The following is a 14,708-nucleotide window of genomic DNA, read 5'->3' as shown; positions in this document are numbered from 1 at the left end:
GCAGGGCCAGGATCCGGTTCGACCGCACCCTGTGAGCTGCTGTACAGTCTGACTTCGCAGCCGCCGGTACGGATCGCACCGGAGCCGCGAATTCTGGTCCTGTGGAGCAGTTTGGAGTGCTCGCCACCCTGTCAAGGTGGAGGCCGCGGGTTCAAATCCCGTCAGGACCGCGTTCGTACGACACGGAGCCCGCATCCTTCTGGATGCGGGCTCCGTCGCTGTGCCCGGCAGACCGAGGCCGCGCCCGCGGCGGAGCCGCAATCGGATACAGCAAATCCCGTCAGGACCGCCTTCCGCCGACCATCCGCATCTTTCTGGATGCGGGCTCCGTCGCTGTGCCCGGCAGGGAAGCCCCGCGTTCCTCGGATGCGGGCCGCGTTGCTGTCCGTTGGGTTGACGGGTCTTCGTGGCGCGGGTAAGCCATCAGCAGGGCCCGAATCCGGGGGTGGCGCGCATGGCGGCATCGGCAGCGACGGCGAAGCATGAGACCCGCGCGCTTCTGCGCGCCCATCTGGCGGCCTCGACGGGCTATCGACATGTCACGCGCCACTGCGCGGTCTGTCATCGCCTCCAGCGGCTCGTCATGGAGCCCGCCGCACCCGCCCCTCCGGACGCCGGGGTGACAATCAACAGCTCCGCCCCGAACCGCACACCAGAAGCGGACACCGACCCCCATTAGGCGCTACGGGGGGAGTTGGCAAGGGGTTGGCGCTGTGACGGGTGTCACCGTCGATGATTCCGGAACGGTTGTACTTACACCCCGCCTACAGGCCACGAATTTTATATGTGCAATTGCACTGCTCCGTAAGCGCTTCCCGGCGACCGCCGACCCAGCCCCCATTCCCACCCCAACTCCCGCCCCACGGCACAAAAAAGATCGCGCTGGACCCGGCGGAGTCCAGCGCGATCAAGATGACTTGCCCCTGTTGCGGGAGCGTGGGACCTGTTGGGGCAGGTGCCCGTCGTGTGGAGCGTTGTGAAGCTATGTGGATCAATGTGGAGCTATGAAGCGGGACGACCGGATTGGGGACCCGGGTGCCCAGTTGGGTTGATTGGTTGTCAGTCGTGCCCTGACGAGGCTTTTACGCCTCGCTGCGCTGCTGCGGAATACCCGCGAGCAGTGCGCGTACCTCTGCTTCGCGATACCGGCGATGCCCACCGAGCGTGCGGATGGACGTGAGCTTGCCGGCCTTTGCCCAGCGTGTGACCGTCTTCGGGTCCACGCGGAACATCGTGGCAACCTCAGCCGGGGTCAGCAGCGGCTCGGCATCAGGGGTGCGAGCGGTCATGAGCGGCCTCCTCGGGAGAACCGAACCATCTCGGTTCTTTCCTCTAAATTCTGCACCTTGACCCACGTTGCCCGAAATGGCGGACGCGGGCCGAGTCGGTTATAGGACGAACGGCTTGTCCTCGGCACTACAACTACACCATCTGTCCAGCCTCGTCGGCCAAACCGATGGAATTGCCCTCTCAGGTGTTCATCAACGACGGAAGCCGATGGACCATGCCATAGCGGACAGTTACGCCGCAGTGACGATCAGTCACAGGAGCAATCAGGCGTCACGACAACCCCCATAGAGTGCAAGGGTGAGCATTCAGCACTTACTTGGACGGAAGGAGCCCTCCCCGGACTCCTTGTCCTATTTTGACACGAGGGTGGGTGATGGGCGCAAGAGCCCCGTAAGTGCGGTCCGTCACCCTTGAGGCTTAGAGCCGGATAGAGGTCTTAAGTCCCGCGTGGTGGGACACAAGACCCCGGACTCCCGTCCCCGCGTGCCCCAGGTCCGTCCTCAGTTGGCGAACTGGCGGTCCCTGACCGCCCGCCAGCGCTCCGCCAGCCGTTCGTACGCCTCGCCCGCCGCCTCGCCGTCACCGGCCCGCAGCGCGGCGATCCCGGCCGCCACGTCCGCCGCCGAGCGGTCGTCCGCGAGCTGCGGCCCGGTCAGGGCGTGCACCAGCCCGCCGTAGTCCAGCTCGACCAGCGAGCGCGGGTGGAACTCCTCCAGCCACCGCCCCACGTCTATGAGGCCCTCGATGAGCGGCCCCTCGTCGACCGACTCCCGCAGCGCCTTCAGCGCGCGGGCGATCCGCCGGCGCGCCTGCACCATCGGGGTCCGGTAGCGCAGGGCGGGCGCCGTGGGGCCCTCCTCCTCGTACGCCCGGTACTCACGCTCGTCGTCGGCGAAGAGCGTGAACCAGCGCACCGGCACCTGCCACACCGCCGTCCTGATCCACGGCCGGGCGTCCGGATTGCGCTCGCGCCACTGCTCGAAGTCGGCCGCCGCCTGCCCCCGGACCACCGGCGGCAGCACCGCGTCGAGCAGCGGCGCCGGCAGCGTGTCGGCCAGCGACTCCAGGGCCAGCCAGCCGCGCAGCCGGGTGCGCCACGGGCAGACGCACACGACGCCGTCGACCTCCGTGACGAACGCGTCGGCGCTCTCGTGGACCGGCACCGGGACGGGCGGTGTGGGCAGCAAGTCGGCCAGGGAGCGCCGGAGTTCGTCCTGCGCGGTGGGCGTACGCTCCCGGGCGGCGTAACGCGCCCAATGGCTTCGCTCCGGCTCCGGAAAGGCCGCCAGGGGCTCGTACACGCGCAGGTAGGAGGCGTAAGGGACGAGGAGTGCAGACACCGCTGGCATGCGCCGAATCGTCCCATGCCCGCACCCCTCGGAAGGGTGATCCTCGGCACTGCGTCGGATCTACGTCGCGGTAGGACTTACCCTCATGCGCAAACAGTTCCTCCCCACCCCCAGGAGGGGCTACTCACCGCTTCGTACTTGGGAGTCACCACCGTGACCGATGTGACCGGAGCCCCTGTCGCAACCGTCGATGTACTGCACACCCTGTTCCACTCGGAGCAGGGTGGCCACGAGCAGGTCGTGCTCTGCCAGGACCGCGCCAGCGGGCTCAAGGCAGTCATCGCCCTGCACTCCACCGCCCTGGGCCCGGCCCTGGGCGGCACCCGTTTCTACCCGTACGCCTCCGAGGAAGAAGCCGTCGCCGACGCGCTGAACCTGTCGCGGGGGATGTCGTACAAGAACGCCATGGCCGGTCTCGACCACGGCGGCGGCAAGGCCGTGATCATCGGCGACCCCGAGCAGATCAAGACCGAGGAGCTGCTGCTGGCGTACGGCCGGTTCGTGGCGTCGCTGGGTGGCCGCTACGTGACGGCCTGCGACGTCGGTACGTATGTCGCCGACATGGATGTCGTCGCCCGCGAGTGCCGCTGGACGACGGGGCGCTCGCCCGAGAACGGCGGCGCCGGCGACTCCTCCGTACTGACGGCCTTCGGCGTCTTCCAGGGGATGCGCGCGAGCGCCCAGCATCTGTGGGGAGACCCGACCCTGCGGGGCCGCCGGGTCGGCATCGCGGGCGTCGGCAAGGTCGGGCACCATCTGGTCGAGCATCTGCTCCAGGACGGCGCCTCCGTGGTGATCACGGACGTACGGGACGAGTCCGTGCTGCGGATCACCGACCGGCACCCCGAGGTCACCGTGGCCGCCGACACCGACGCGCTGATCCGCTCCGAGGGTCTGGACATCTACGCGCCGTGCGCGCTCGGCGGGGCCCTGAACGACGACTCCGTGCCCGTACTGACCGCGAAGGTGGTGTGCGGGGCGGCCAACAACCAGCTCGCGCACCCCGGCGTCGAGAAGGATCTCGCCGAACGCGGCATCCTCTACGCGCCGGACTACGTGGTGAACGCGGGCGGGGTGATCCAGGTCGCCGACGAGCTGCACGGATTCGACTTCGAGCGGTGCCGTGCGAAGGCCGCGAAGATCTTCGACACCACGCTTTCGATATTCGCACGTGCGAAGGACGACGGGATTCCGCCGGCCGCCGCGGCCGATCGGATCGCCGAACAGCGCATCTCGGAGGCCCGCGTCCGCTGACGCCGCGAAGGGGTCGCCTCTCCCCCGCCGCCGCCGCGCGGCCCCGGGGGAGACGAGACTCACCCTGGTCGGCGGGTCGCCCCTCAAGAAGAGGTTAAAATCGCAGTTGACCAGCGAGGACACCCGTTCTCGCCGGTCCCGCGCCGAGGCGCGTCATGCGGGCGGCGTACCGTATGGCCGCGGAAGCAGGTACCGTTGAAGTCCTAAGGACGGGTCTCTTTACGGAGAGCTCGTTCTGAAACATGAACGCGTGTCAAGACTCTGGGGCCGTGGAGCCCCGTCACCGAGGGGGTCGAGCCATGGGGCGCGGCCGGGCCAAGGCCAAGCAGACAAAGGTCGCCCGCCAGCTGAAGTACAACAGCGGCGGGACAGACCTGTCGCGTCTGGCCAACGAGCTGGGCGCATCGCCTTCGAGTCAACCGCCGAACGCTGAGCCGTTCGAGGATGACGACGAGGAAGATGACCCGTACGCACAGTACGCGGAGCTGTACAACGACGACGAAGAGGACGAGGAGTCCGGCCCGTCGTCACAGCGTCGCGGCGCTTGACGTACGTACACCTCAAAAAGAAATCACCCATGTGACCCGGTCCGGGCTCCCCGGACCGGGTTTCACCATGACTCCCGTGCCCCGTCGGCACCGGACACCGCCTAGCGCGCATAGTCCCCGGTGAGCGCCGCGCCCGTGGGCGCCGTGCTCGGCCGGTCGACGATACCGCCGGCCACCCAGGCGTCGACTCCTCGGTCCGCGAGGGTGGTGAGCGCCGTGTCGACCGACTCCTGAGGGACGACGGCGATCATGCCGATGCCCATGTTGAGCGTCTTCTCCAGCTCCGTACGCGCCACCTGGCCCGCCGAGCCGATCAGGTCGAAGACCGCGCCGGGCGTCCACGTCGAACGGTCCACCGTCGCGTGCAGATGGTCGGGGACGACCCGCGCCAGGTTGTTGGCAAGACCGCCGCCGGTGATGTGGCTGAAAGCGTGCACCTCGGTGGTCCTGGTCAGCGCCAGACAGTCCAGCGAGTAGATCTTGGTGGGCTCCAGCAGCTCCGCGCCGAGCGTGCGGCCGAACTCCTCGACCTCGCGGTCCAGCGACCAGCCGAGCCGGTCGAACACGACGTGGCGCACGAGTGAGAACCCGTTGGAGTGAAGCCCGGAGGACGCCATCGCGATCACGACGTCACCCGTACGGATACGATCCGCGCCCAGCAGCCGGTCGGCCTCGACCACACCCGTACCGGCGCCGGCGACATCGAAGTCGTCCTCACCGAGGAGACCGGGGTGCTCGGCGGTCTCACCGCCCACGAGGGCGCAGCCGGCCAGTACGCAGCCCTCGGCGATGCCCTTGACGATGGCGGCGACCCGCTCGGGGAACACCTTGCCGACGCAGATGTAGTCGGTCATGAACAGCGGTTCGGCGCCGCACACCACCAGGTCGTCCACGACCATGCCCACGAGGTCGTGGCCGATCGTGTCGTAGACGCCCGTCCTGCGGGCCAGGTCGACCTTCGTACCGACGCCGTCGGTGGCGGAGGCGAGCAGCGGGCGCTCGTAGCGCTTGAGCGCGGAGGCGTCGAAGAGGCCGGCGAAGCCGCCGAGACCGCCGACGGTCTCGGGGCGCTGGGTCTTCTTCACCCACTCCTTCATCAGCTCGACGGCGCGGTCGCCGGCCTCGATGTCGACGCCTGTGGCGGCGTAGGAGGCACCGGAGGATTCAGCTTGCATGGCGGGAAGCTTTCATGTCATCGCCGCGTGTGTCGACGCTGCGGGGCTTGGTTCGGGGGCGGGGGCGCGGTCCGTGGGCCCTGGGACGTGGCTGGGGGCCGTCGCGACCGGGGGCGGTCGCGACGGGCCGTCGCGGGCACGGGCACGGGCACGGGCACGGGCTCTCACAGCCGTGGCTACGGCCGCCTGAGGGCGTCGGCGGCGTCGGTGCCGCCCGCCAGTTCGGTCTCCAGGAGCTGCTTGCCGAGGAGTTCCGGATCGGGCAGGTCCATCGGGTACTCGCCGTCGAAGCAGGCGCGGCAGAGATTCGGCTTGGCGATGGTCGTCGCCTCGATCATGCCGTCGATGGAGATGTACGAGAGCGAGTCGGCGCCCAGTGACGCGCCGATCTCCTCGATGGACATGCCGTTGGCGATCAGCTCCGCGCGGGTCGCGAAGTCGATGCCGAAGAAGCACGGCCACTTCACCGGTGGGGACGAGATCCGGATGTGGATCTCGGCGGCACCGGCCTCGCGGAGCATCTTGACCAGGGCGCGCTGGGTGTTGCCCCGGACGATCGAGTCGTCCACGACCACCAGGCGCTTGCCCCTGATGACCTCTTTAAGAGGGTTGAGCTTGAGACGGATGCCCAGTTGGCGGATGGTCTGGGAGGGCTGGATGAAGGTCCGGCCCACATACGCGTTCTTCACCAGCCCGGAGCCGTACGGGATGCCGCTCGCCTCCGCGTAACCGATCGCGGCGGGTGTGCCGGACTCCGGCGTCGCTATGACGAGATCGGCGTCGGCGGGCGCTTCCCTGGCGAGTTTGCGGCCCATCTCCACCCGGGAGAGGTAGACGTTGCGGCCGGCGATGTCGGTGTCGGGGCGGGCCAGATACACGTACTCGAAGACACAGCCCTTGGGCTTCGCTTCAGCGAATCGGGAGCTGCGCAGGCCGTTCTCGTCGATGGCGACCAGCTCGCCGGGCTCGATCTCCCGGACATAGGTGGCGCCGCAGATGTCGAGTGCGGCGCTCTCGGACGCCACGACCCAGCCGCGTTCGAGCCGGCCGAGGACCAGCGGGCGGATGCCCTGCGGGTCGCGGGCCGCGTACAGGGTGTGCTCGTCCATGAAGACGAGCGAGAAGGCGCCCTTGGTGTGCCGCAGGACCTGCGGGGCGGCCTGTTCGACGGTGAGGGGCTTGCCGTCGCCGTCCGTCTGGCCGGCGAGGAGCGCCGTGATCAGGTCGGTGTCGTTGGTGGCGGCGACGCGGGTCGCGCGGCCGTTCTCCTTGGGGAGGTCGGCGACCAGTTCGGCGAGTTCGGCCGTATTGACCAGATTGCCGTTGTGGCCGAGCGCGATGGAGCCGTGAGCGGTGGCCCGGAAGGTCGGCTGCGCGTTCTCCCACACCGAGGCTCCGGTGGTGGAGTAGCGGGCGTGACCCACGGCGATATGGCCTTGGAGTGAGCCGAGGGAAGTTTCGTCGAAGACCTGTGAGACAAGGCCCATGTCCTTGAAGACAAGGATCTGGGAGCCGTTGCTCACTGCGATGCCCGCGGACTCCTGTCCGCGGTGTTGCAGTGCATACAGTCCGAAGTAGGTGAGCTTGGCGACCTCTTCCCCGGGGGCCCAGACTCCGAAGACGCCGCAAGCGTCCTGGGGGCCCTTCTCACCGGGGAGCAGGTCGTGGCTGAGTCGTCCATCACCACGAGGCACGCCACCGAGTGTAGGCGAGATCGACCGCTGGTCCGAATGCGGTACGCGAGTGGGCCGTGAGGTGGACGGTGGGGCGGGCCGGCGGCGTGTCGCCACCGGCCCGTGCGGACGGGCCCCCGCTCACCAGGGGGAACCGCGCCGCTACGGCTTCGCGGGGGTGCCGGGGGCGGCTTCGAAACCGTTGTGGTCGGCCGCCCTGATGGTCAGCGAACGGTGGTGCACCTCATACGTCGTCTGCCCCTCGAGCGCCTTCATGAGCTTGCGCTCCACGGACATCGCCGGCTCCGGGCAGAGCTTCTTGGTGGACCTGAGCGGTCCGAAGGTGATCGTGGAGTCGGCGGTGGTCTTCGCGGTCGCGGAGAACGAGTTGCAGCCGAGGCTGCCGCTCACGGTGCCGTCCTTGGCGAAGGTGAGCGTCGCCTTGCCGCTCTCGCCCTGGGCGTCCTTGGGCAGCGAGCTGGTGGTCCGTCCGGTGACGAGGCCGGTCACCGTCCACTCGGTGCCCACGAGCGGGGGCACCTCCTCGGCGGTCATGACGATGGAGTCGCCCCCGGCACCGGTGAGGGTGAGCTTCTTGTCCTCGATCTTGGCCTTGAGCTTGCCCGAGAAGGCGTCGCCGAGCGCGCTCTCGAACGCCCTGATCTCGTCCGGGCAGCCGATCAGTGTCGTGTCCTTCTCGCCGACGGTGATCGTGTCGCCGTCGACGGTGACGTGGCCGCCCATGGAATTGCAGCCGCTGGACGCACGGGCTTTGCCGCTGGATTCGATCTCGATGCTGGCCGCGGCGGGTGCCTCGGTGGTCTTTCCGTCGACGCTGAGGCTGTCGATGCTCCAGGTCACATCGGTCAGGGGCAGATCGGTCCGCACCGCGTCGCCGGCCTCGGCCGCGCCGTCGGATCCTCTGCCGGATTCGGTGCCGCAGCCTGCGAGGGTGAGGAGGGCCAGGGCCGCGAGGGCGGTGACGGTGGTGACTGGCTGTTTCCGCATACCGGTGGGACGGAGCGGCCCCGGGTCCGGTTCCGTGCCGGGGCGCTCGGCGACCGGGCGGCGGGCCCGGCTCAGCTCATGACCGGCAGCAGGGCGGCGAGGTCCGCGCGTTCCCCGCCGGCGCTGACCTTGGCCGATGCCAGCGCCTCGGCCCATGTCGTACGCCCGGTGGCGAGCCGCAGCCAGGTCAGCGGATCCGTCTCCACGACGTTCGGCGGGGTGCCACGGGTGTGCCGGGGGCCCTCCACGCACTGGACGACGGCGTACGGCGGGATCCGCACCTCCGTCGACGCGCCGGGCGCCTTCTGCGCCAGCGCGTCGGCGAGCAGCCGGGTGCAGGCGGCGAGCGCCTGCCGGTCGAAGGGGATGTCGAGCCCGGCGGCGCGGTTCAGGTCGTCGGTGTGGACGACGAGTTCGACGGTCCGGGTGACGAGGAAGTCGCCGAGGCGCATCGCGCCGACCCGGACGGCGATCAACCGGTCGGCGGGGGCGTCGGGCAGCAACTCGGTGATCCGGCCGGCCGTGCGCTCGAACAGCTCGGCGGGTTCGGCGGACGCCGCGTACACCTTGACGTCCTCCGAGATCGGGGCCGCCAGCGCGGCCGTCGCGAACGCCCACTCGGGCAGTCCGATCTCGGCCACCGGCGGGGCGGGCTGCTCCAGCGCGCGGCTGACGTAGTCGACCCCGAAGCTCATGTGCGCGGTCAGCTCGCGCACGGTCCAGTCGCCGAGGCCGGCGGGGAGCGCGAGCTGTTCGGGGGTGAGGGTGGCGACCGCTTCGCGCACGTGCGCGAATTGGGTGAGGACGGCGGTACGGGTCTTGTCGGAGTCGTAACCGCGTTGTCTGCGCTTCTTGGCCGGGGGCATAGCCGGGAGGCTAATCGAGCCGCTCGGCGGGGGCGGCTTCTTTTTCCGGGGTGGATTCGGCTTCCGGGGTGGATTGTTCCGGGGTGAACGACTCGCCGTTGGCCGGGACCCCGATGCCGCGCCAGGTGAAGGGGATGCCGCGCGCCGTGTCCAGGTCGGGACCGTCCATGAGCTGGAAGTGCAGGTGCGGCTCGGTGGAGTTGCCGGTGTTGCCGCAGTCGGCTATTCGCTGTCCGGTGCGCACGGTGTCGCCCACGGCGACGGTCACCGAGCCCTGCTTGAGGTGCGCGTACGCGGCGTACGTACCGTCGCCGAGATCCAGGATCACGTGGTTGCCGACGATCCACGAGGGGCCCGTGGCCTCGCGCACCATGCCTTCGATCAGCATCATCCAGGCGAGCGCGGGAAACGAGGTGCGGGTGAGGTGGTCGCGGCGCCCGTCCAGGACATGGACGACCGTCGCGTCGGCCACGGCCAGCACGGGGGCGCCGAAGGCCGGGTAGCGGCTGTTGCCGCGCGCGAGCGGCCACAGCATCGCGAACGGCGGGCGGGTGTCGGGGTCCGGCGCGACGAGGATGTCGATGGCGTACGTCTGGCCGTAGCCGTGGAGTCCGTGGCTGGGCACCTTGTCCGCCGGGCTGTTGTGCGCGAGCCAGCGGCCGGACACCGGGGCCGCCACCTCGACGGGGGTGCGGGCGGTCCGCTTCAGGGCGGCGGAGGTCAGCCGCCCCAGGGTCACGAACGTCACGATCGGGAACACGGCCAGACCGGCGGCCGGCCAGGGCGGCAGGCGCAGATCGGCGAAGATCATGCCCAGGACGATGACCAGGACAACCAGGAAGCAGCAGCGGGCCAGGATCATGGCGAGCTTGCGGACGGGCATGGTGCGTGTCACCTCGTTCGGAGTGGGAGCGCTTCGGGTGCGGGAGGGGTCAGTTCCTGGCCGCCGACAGCATCACCAGCAGCGGTACGACGCGGGCGGCGGGCACCTCGTAGCGGCCCCGCGCCGTGGTTCGCAGCCAGCCCGCGCCGGTCAGTTGGCGCAGGTGGTGGTAGATCTGGCCGGTGGTGCCGATGTCGTCCAGCTCGGCCAGCTCGGCGGCGGTGCGCAGGCCGCCCAGGATCTCGCGCAGCAGCCGTAGCCGTACGGCGTGCCCGAGCGCCGCGAAGGGGTCGGCGGCCACCGACCAGTCGGCGTCGAGCAGGTCGTCGGTCAGCTCGGTGAACTGCCAGCGGTAGGGGTGGCCGGTCGGCAGCAGCACCGAGCCCGTGTACGTCACGCCGCCGGCGTCCGCCCCCGCCGCCGCGAGCTGCTGCTCCAGGTGCTCCAGCGGCAGGAAGACGTCGTCCGTGGCCCGGCCGCCGGGCCGCTCTGCTCGCGGTGGTTCGGACGGCGTCCCCGTACGCTCCAGCGCCGCGAGCCGGCGCTCCAGCTCGGCGACGCGCTCCTCAAGTTCCATGTGGGGAAGTTACGTAATTACGTAATCAAAAGCAAGCAATCGCCGGAGGGGCTGCCTGCGCAGTCCGTCCGGCGATTGCTTGAGATTGCTTGAAGGTGAGGCCGCTCAGGCCAGCAGCGCCTCGATCGTCCCCTCGTGCGCCGTCCGCAGCTCGCTCAGCGCGATGCTGAACTCGCCCTGGACCTCGACCTCTTCACCGTCCACCACACCGATGCGCGTCGCGGGCAGCCCCCGCGCCCCGCACATGTCGGTGAAGCGCAGCTCCTCGCTGCGCGGCACCGCGACGACCGCGCGCCCGGCCGACTCGCTGAACAGCGTGGTGAACGCGTCCAGCCCGTCCGGCACGACCAGCCGCGCGCCCTTGCCGCCCCGCAGACACGACTCGGTGACGGCCTGGATCAGACCGCCGTCGCTCAGGTCGTGGGCCGCGTCGATCATGCCGTCGCGCGATCCCGAGATCAGGATCTCGCCGAGCAGCTTCTCCCGGTCCAGGTCCACCTTCGGCGGCAGCCCGCCCAGATGGTCGTGGATCACCTGCGACCACGCCGACCCGCCGAACTCCTCGCGGGTGTCGCCCAGCAGATAGAGGAGCTGGCCCTCCTCCTTGAAAGCGATCGGCGTGCGGCGCGTGACGTCGTCGATCACACCGAGCACGGCCACGACCGGCGTCGGGTGGATCGCCGTCTCGCCGGTCTGGTTGTAGAGCGAGACGTTGCCGCCGGTGACCGGGGTGCCCAACTTCAGGCAGCCGTCGGCCAGTCCGCGTGTCGCCTCGGCGAACTGCCACATCACGGCCGGGTCCTCGGGCGAGCCGAAGTTCAGGCAGTCGGAGATGGCGAGCGGCTTGGCGCCGGAGGCGGCGACATTGCGGTACGCCTCCGCCAGCGCGAGCTGTGCGCCCGCGTACGGGTCGAGCTTGGCGAACCGGCCGTTGCCGTCCGTCGCCATCGCCACACCGAGATTCGAGTCCTCGTCGATACGGATCATGCCCGCGTCCTCGGGCTGCGCGAGCACCGTGTTGCCCTGGACGAAGCGGTCGTACTGGTCGGTGATCCATGCCTTCGACGCCTGGTTCGGCGACGCGACGAGCCGTAGCACCTGCTCGCGCAGCTCGGCCGAACTCGTGGGCCGGGCAAGCTTGTTGGCGTCGTCGGCCTGGAGCGCGTCCTGCCAGTCGGGGCGGGCGTAGGGACGCTCGTACACCGGGCCGTCGTGGGCGACGGAGCGCGGCGGCACGTCCACGATCTGCTCGCCGTGCCAGTAGATCTCCAGCCGGGTGCCCTCGGTGACCTCACCGATGACGGTCGCGATGACGTCCCACTTCTCGCAGATCTCCATGAACCGGTCGACGTTCCCCGGCTCCACGACCGCGCACATGCGTTCCTGCGACTCGCTCATGAGGATTTCCTCGGGCGAGAGCGACGAGTCACGCAGCGGTACGGTGTCCAGCTCGACCCGCATACCGCCGGAGCCGGCCGACGCCAGCTCGCTCGTCGCGCAGGACAGCCCGGCGCCGCCGAGGTCCTGGATACCGGCGACCAGCTTCTCGGCGAAGATCTCCAGGGTGCACTCGATGAGGAGCTTCTCCTGGAAGGGGTCGCCCACCTGCACGGCGGGCCGCTTGGCCGGACCGGTCGACTCGAAGGTCTCGGAGGCCAGCACCGACACCCCGCCGATACCGTCGCCGCCGGTGCGGGCGCCGTACAGGATCACCTTGTTGCCGGGGCCCGACGCCTGCGCGAGGTGGATGTCCTCGTGCCTCATCACGCCGATACAGCCCGCGTTGACCAGCGGGTTGCCCTGGTAGCAGGGGTCGAAGACGACCTCGCCGCCGATGTTCGGCAGGCCCAGGCAGTTGCCGTAACCGCCGATGCCGGCGACGACTCCGGGCAGCACGCGCCGGGTGTCGGGGTGGTCGGCCGCGCCGAAGCGCAGCGGGTCCACGACGGCGACGGGGCGGGCGCCCATGGCGAGGATGTCGCGGACGATGCCGCCGACGCCGGTGGCCGCGCCCTGGTAGGGCTCGATGTACGAGGGGTGGTTGTGCGACTCGACCTTGAAGGTGACCGCGTACCCCTGGCCGACGTCCACGACGCCCGCGTTCTCACCGATGCCCACGAGCATCGCGTCGCTGGCGGGGGCCTTGTCGCCGAACTGCTTGAGATGCACCTTGCTGCTCTTGTACGAGCAGTGCTCGGACCACATCACGGAGTACATGGCCAGCTCGGCACCGGTCGGCCGGCGCCGCAGGATCTCGCGGATGCGCGCGTACTCGTCCTCCTTGAGGCCGAGTTCCTTCCAGGGCTGGTCGACGTCGGGCGTCCCGGTCGCGTTCTTGACGGTGTCCAGGTTCTTGATCGTCATCAGGCGCTTACCAGCTTCTTCAGGATCGAGGTGAAGAATCCGAGCCCGTCGGTACGGCCCGTACCGATCAGCGGTTCCACGGCGTGCTCGGGGTGCGGCATCAGACCGACGACGTTGCCCGCCGCGTTCGTGATGCCGGCGATGTCACGCAGCGATCCGTTCGGATTGCCGTCCTGGTAACGGAAGGCGACCCGGCCCTCGGCCTCCAGCTCGTCCAGGACCGGCTCGGCGGCCACGTACCGGCCGTCGATGTTCTTCAGCGGTACGGAGATGGACTGGCCCGCCGTGTAGTCGCCGGTCCACGCGGTCGTGGCGTTCTCCACGCGCAGCTTCTGGTCACGGCAGATGAAGTGCAGATGGTTGTTGCGCAGCATCGCGCCCGGCAGCAGATGCGTTTCGGTCAGGATCTGGAAGCCGTTGCAGATCCCCAGGACCGGCATACCGGCCTTCGCCTGCTCGATGACCGTCTCCATCACCGGCGAGAATCGCGAAATGGCGCCGGCCCGCAGATAGTCGCCGTAGCTGAATCCGCCCGCCAGGACGACGGCGTCGACCTGCTTGATGTCCTTGTCGCGGTGCCAGAGCGAGACGGGCTCGGCGCCGGCGATCCGTACCGCCCGAAGACTGTCCCGGTCGTCCAGCGTGCCGGGAAAAGTGACGACTCCGATACGAGTGGTCACGACTCCACCTTTACGACGAAGTCCTCGATGACGGTGTTGGCGAGGAACGTCTCGGCCATCTCATGGATGCGGGCGAGGGCGGCCTCGTCGACCGGGCCCTCCACCTCCAGCTCGAAACGCTTTCCCTGTCGGACGTCCGCGATCTTGTCGAAACCCAGCCGGGGCAGTGCGCGCTGCACTGCTTGTCCTTGCGGGTCGAGGATCTCCGGCTTGAGCATGACGTCGACTACGACGCGTGCCACTGGCACTCCCGGTGGTGTGGTGCGACTGTGTGGTGCGGCTTGTGCAGCTTCCGCGTGTGTGGTGCGGCTGTGTGCAGCTTCCGCGGCTGTGGTTCCGCCGGGGAATCCCCCGACCCCCCGAGTGCCTTCAGCGTACCCGTACAGAAAATCTACGCGGGTAGATATCCACTCAGTTCGGACTCTCCACCGATCTCCGCAGATATCGCACCGTGAGACCACTCGGAAAAATCCAGGAAAAAACTCGCCCTCACCATTGCAGACGGACACGCTCATGCAATTGGCTGGGCTTCACAATGCGCGGCGGTTCGCTGTACAAAGGAATAGACACGAAAGTCGCATTGCCCCTAAACAGCCGGAAGGCCGGTATCGCCGCACGTCAGCCATGTTCTCGAAGCATGGCCCCGGCACGGCGGTGCCGCATGAAAGGACCGATATCCGTGGCGCAGCGCGTAGTGGTCACGCTCTCCGACGACATCGACGGCGGAGAAGCGGCGGAAACGGTCACGTTCGGCCTCGACGGGAAGTCGTACGAGATCGACCTCAATCCCGCCAACGCAAAGAAACTGCGCAAGGCCCTGGCCCCGTACCTGGAGGCGGGCCGGCGGCAGACCCACGCCGGCAAGAACCGTAAGTCGTTCCGGCACACGGCCCTCGCCCCCGACCCGGCCGCCGTACGCGCCTGGGCGCTCTCGCACCGGATGGAGGTGCCGGCCCGCGGCCGGATCCCCAAGCGGGTCTACGAGGCGTTCCGCGAGGCGAGTTGAGGAATCCTCCGGCCGACGCCGTACGGCCGGGCTCG

The 14,708-nt window shown here is 69.1% G+C and carries 15 protein-coding genes and 1 tRNA gene; 5 read left to right on the top strand and 11 right to left on the bottom strand.

All coding sequences use genetic code 11. The annotated features are described in order from the left end of the window. The first annotated feature begins 95 nt into the window (after nucleotides 1-95). Nucleotides 96-170 (top strand) — tRNA-Asp (locus OG329_RS21960). A 284-nt stretch (nucleotides 171-454) separates the two neighbouring features. Next, entirely contained in the window at nucleotides 455-679 is a 225-nt protein-coding gene (locus OG329_RS21955; RefSeq protein ID WP_405797422.1) for a DUF6274 family protein, read from the top strand. A gap of 403 nt (nucleotides 680-1,082) precedes the next feature. Here OG329_RS21955 and bldC read toward each other — a convergent pair whose 3' ends face one another. Both bldC and OG329_RS21945 read right to left on the bottom strand, forming a co-directional pair. Continuing rightward, a complete protein-coding gene (gene bldC, locus OG329_RS21950; RefSeq protein ID WP_003949541.1) occupies nucleotides 1,083-1,289 on the bottom strand; it encodes a developmental transcriptional regulator BldC in 207 nt (68 codons plus the stop codon). Between the two features lie 501 nt (nucleotides 1,290-1,790). Then, the gene (locus OG329_RS21945) at nucleotides 1,791-2,639 is read right to left on the bottom strand and encodes a hypothetical protein (RefSeq protein ID WP_405797421.1); all 849 of its coding nucleotides are present in this window, start codon (nucleotides 2,637-2,639) and stop codon (nucleotides 1,791-1,793) included. 153 nt (nucleotides 2,640-2,792) lie between these two features. On the opposite strand from OG329_RS21945, the gene OG329_RS21940 reads away from it, so the two are divergent. Together OG329_RS21940 and OG329_RS21935 are read left to right on the top strand one after the other, a co-directional pair. Then, a complete protein-coding gene (locus tag OG329_RS21940; protein ID WP_405797419.1) occupies nucleotides 2,793-3,893 on the top strand; it encodes a Leu/Phe/Val dehydrogenase in 1,101 nt (366 codons plus the stop codon). A gap of 299 nt (nucleotides 3,894-4,192) precedes the next feature. After that, the gene (locus OG329_RS21935; protein ID WP_189111161.1) at nucleotides 4,193-4,441 is read left to right on the top strand and encodes a DUF3073 domain-containing protein; all 249 of its coding nucleotides are present in this window, start codon (nucleotides 4,193-4,195) and stop codon (nucleotides 4,439-4,441) included. A 101-nt stretch (nucleotides 4,442-4,542) separates the two neighbouring features. On the opposite strand, the gene purM is transcribed toward OG329_RS21935, so the two are convergent. The 9 genes from purM to purS all read right to left on the bottom strand — a co-directional run bounded on the left by purM (nucleotide 4,543) and on the right by purS (nucleotide 13,909). Then, entirely contained in the window at nucleotides 4,543-5,616 is a 1,074-nt protein-coding gene (purM, locus tag OG329_RS21930; protein WP_405797418.1) for a phosphoribosylformylglycinamidine cyclo-ligase, read from the bottom strand. A gap of 176 nt (nucleotides 5,617-5,792) precedes the next feature. Continuing rightward, nucleotides 5,793-7,310: an amidophosphoribosyltransferase gene (gene purF / locus OG329_RS21925; protein ID WP_405797416.1), complete on the bottom strand. Its 1,518-nt coding sequence runs from the start codon at nucleotides 7,308-7,310 to the stop codon at nucleotides 5,793-5,795. A gap of 141 nt (nucleotides 7,311-7,451) precedes the next feature. Then, nucleotides 7,452-8,297 carry an META domain-containing protein gene (locus OG329_RS21920; RefSeq protein WP_405797415.1) on the bottom strand — a complete coding sequence of 282 codons (846 nt, stop codon included), beginning with the start codon at nucleotides 8,295-8,297 and terminating at the stop codon, nucleotides 7,452-7,454. Between the two features lie 71 nt (nucleotides 8,298-8,368). Further along, the gene (locus OG329_RS21915; protein WP_405797413.1) at nucleotides 8,369-9,163 is read right to left on the bottom strand and encodes a sterol carrier family protein; all 795 of its coding nucleotides are present in this window, start codon (nucleotides 9,161-9,163) and stop codon (nucleotides 8,369-8,371) included. A gap of 10 nt (nucleotides 9,164-9,173) precedes the next feature. Further along, nucleotides 9,174-10,046, bottom strand: a complete 873-nt coding sequence (locus OG329_RS21910) for a M23 family metallopeptidase (RefSeq protein WP_405797412.1) — start codon at nucleotides 10,044-10,046, stop codon at nucleotides 9,174-9,176. A gap of 49 nt (nucleotides 10,047-10,095) precedes the next feature. Further along, nucleotides 10,096-10,623, bottom strand: coding sequence for an ArsR/SmtB family transcription factor (locus tag OG329_RS21905; protein ID WP_405797410.1), 528 nt, complete (start codon nucleotides 10,621-10,623; stop codon nucleotides 10,096-10,098). A 105-nt stretch (nucleotides 10,624-10,728) separates the two neighbouring features. After that, nucleotides 10,729-12,987: a phosphoribosylformylglycinamidine synthase subunit PurL gene (gene purL, locus OG329_RS21900; protein WP_405797408.1), complete on the bottom strand. Its 2,259-nt coding sequence runs from the start codon at nucleotides 12,985-12,987 to the stop codon at nucleotides 10,729-10,731. Next, the gene (gene purQ, locus OG329_RS21895) at nucleotides 12,987-13,667 is read right to left on the bottom strand and encodes a phosphoribosylformylglycinamidine synthase subunit PurQ (protein ID WP_405797407.1); all 681 of its coding nucleotides are present in this window, start codon (nucleotides 13,665-13,667) and stop codon (nucleotides 12,987-12,989) included. The genes purL and purQ overlap by 1 nt, the downstream gene beginning before the upstream one ends. Beyond that, nucleotides 13,664-13,909: a phosphoribosylformylglycinamidine synthase subunit PurS gene (purS, locus tag OG329_RS21890; protein ID WP_405797406.1), complete on the bottom strand. Its 246-nt coding sequence runs from the start codon at nucleotides 13,907-13,909 to the stop codon at nucleotides 13,664-13,666. The genes purQ and purS overlap by 4 nt, the downstream gene beginning before the upstream one ends. A gap of 437 nt (nucleotides 13,910-14,346) precedes the next feature. Here purS and OG329_RS21885 point away from each other — a divergent pair, with 437 nt between their 5' ends. Beyond that, nucleotides 14,347-14,673 (top strand): Lsr2 family protein, encoded by a 327-nt coding sequence (locus OG329_RS21885; RefSeq protein WP_405797405.1) that lies wholly within the window; start codon nucleotides 14,347-14,349, stop codon nucleotides 14,671-14,673. Nucleotides 14,674-14,708 lie beyond the last annotated feature (35 nt).

Source organism: Streptomyces sp. NBC_01506 (assembly GCF_045040295.1).
In the GTDB taxonomy this organism is placed as follows: domain Bacteria; phylum Actinomycetota; class Actinomycetes; order Streptomycetales; family Streptomycetaceae; genus Streptomyces.
The sequence above is the reverse complement of the archived record's forward strand: the minus strand, read 5'-3'. Positions and strand labels throughout refer to the sequence as shown.

What these genes read in the sequence shown, in the direction of transcription:
- OG329_RS21920 (WP_405797415.1), bottom strand. Translation starts at nt 8,297, where the DNA reads ATGCGGAAACAGCCAGTCACCACCGTCACCGCCCTCGCGGCCCTGGCC.
- OG329_RS21915 (WP_405797413.1), bottom strand. Translation starts at nt 9,163, where the DNA reads ATGCCCCCGGCCAAGAAGCGCAGACAACGCGGTTACGACTCCGACAAG.
- OG329_RS21945 (WP_405797421.1), bottom strand. Translation starts at nt 2,639, where the DNA reads ATGCCAGCGGTGTCTGCACTCCTCGTCCCTTACGCCTCCTACCTGCGC.
- purM (WP_405797418.1), bottom strand. Translation starts at nt 5,616, where the DNA reads ATGCAAGCTGAATCCTCCGGTGCCTCCTACGCCGCCACAGGCGTCGAC.
- purL (WP_405797408.1), bottom strand. Translation starts at nt 12,987, where the DNA reads ATGACGATCAAGAACCTGGACACCGTCAAGAACGCGACCGGGACGCCC.
- OG329_RS21910 (WP_405797412.1), bottom strand. Translation starts at nt 10,046, where the DNA reads ATGCCCGTCCGCAAGCTCGCCATGATCCTGGCCCGCTGCTGCTTCCTG.
- OG329_RS21935 (WP_189111161.1), top strand. Translation starts at nt 4,193, where the DNA reads ATGGGGCGCGGCCGGGCCAAGGCCAAGCAGACAAAGGTCGCCCGCCAG.
- OG329_RS21905 (WP_405797410.1), bottom strand. Translation starts at nt 10,623, where the DNA reads ATGGAACTTGAGGAGCGCGTCGCCGAGCTGGAGCGCCGGCTCGCGGCG.
- OG329_RS21955 (WP_405797422.1), top strand. Translation starts at nt 455, where the DNA reads ATGGCGGCATCGGCAGCGACGGCGAAGCATGAGACCCGCGCGCTTCTG.
- bldC (WP_003949541.1), bottom strand. Translation starts at nt 1,289, where the DNA reads ATGACCGCTCGCACCCCTGATGCCGAGCCGCTGCTGACCCCGGCTGAG.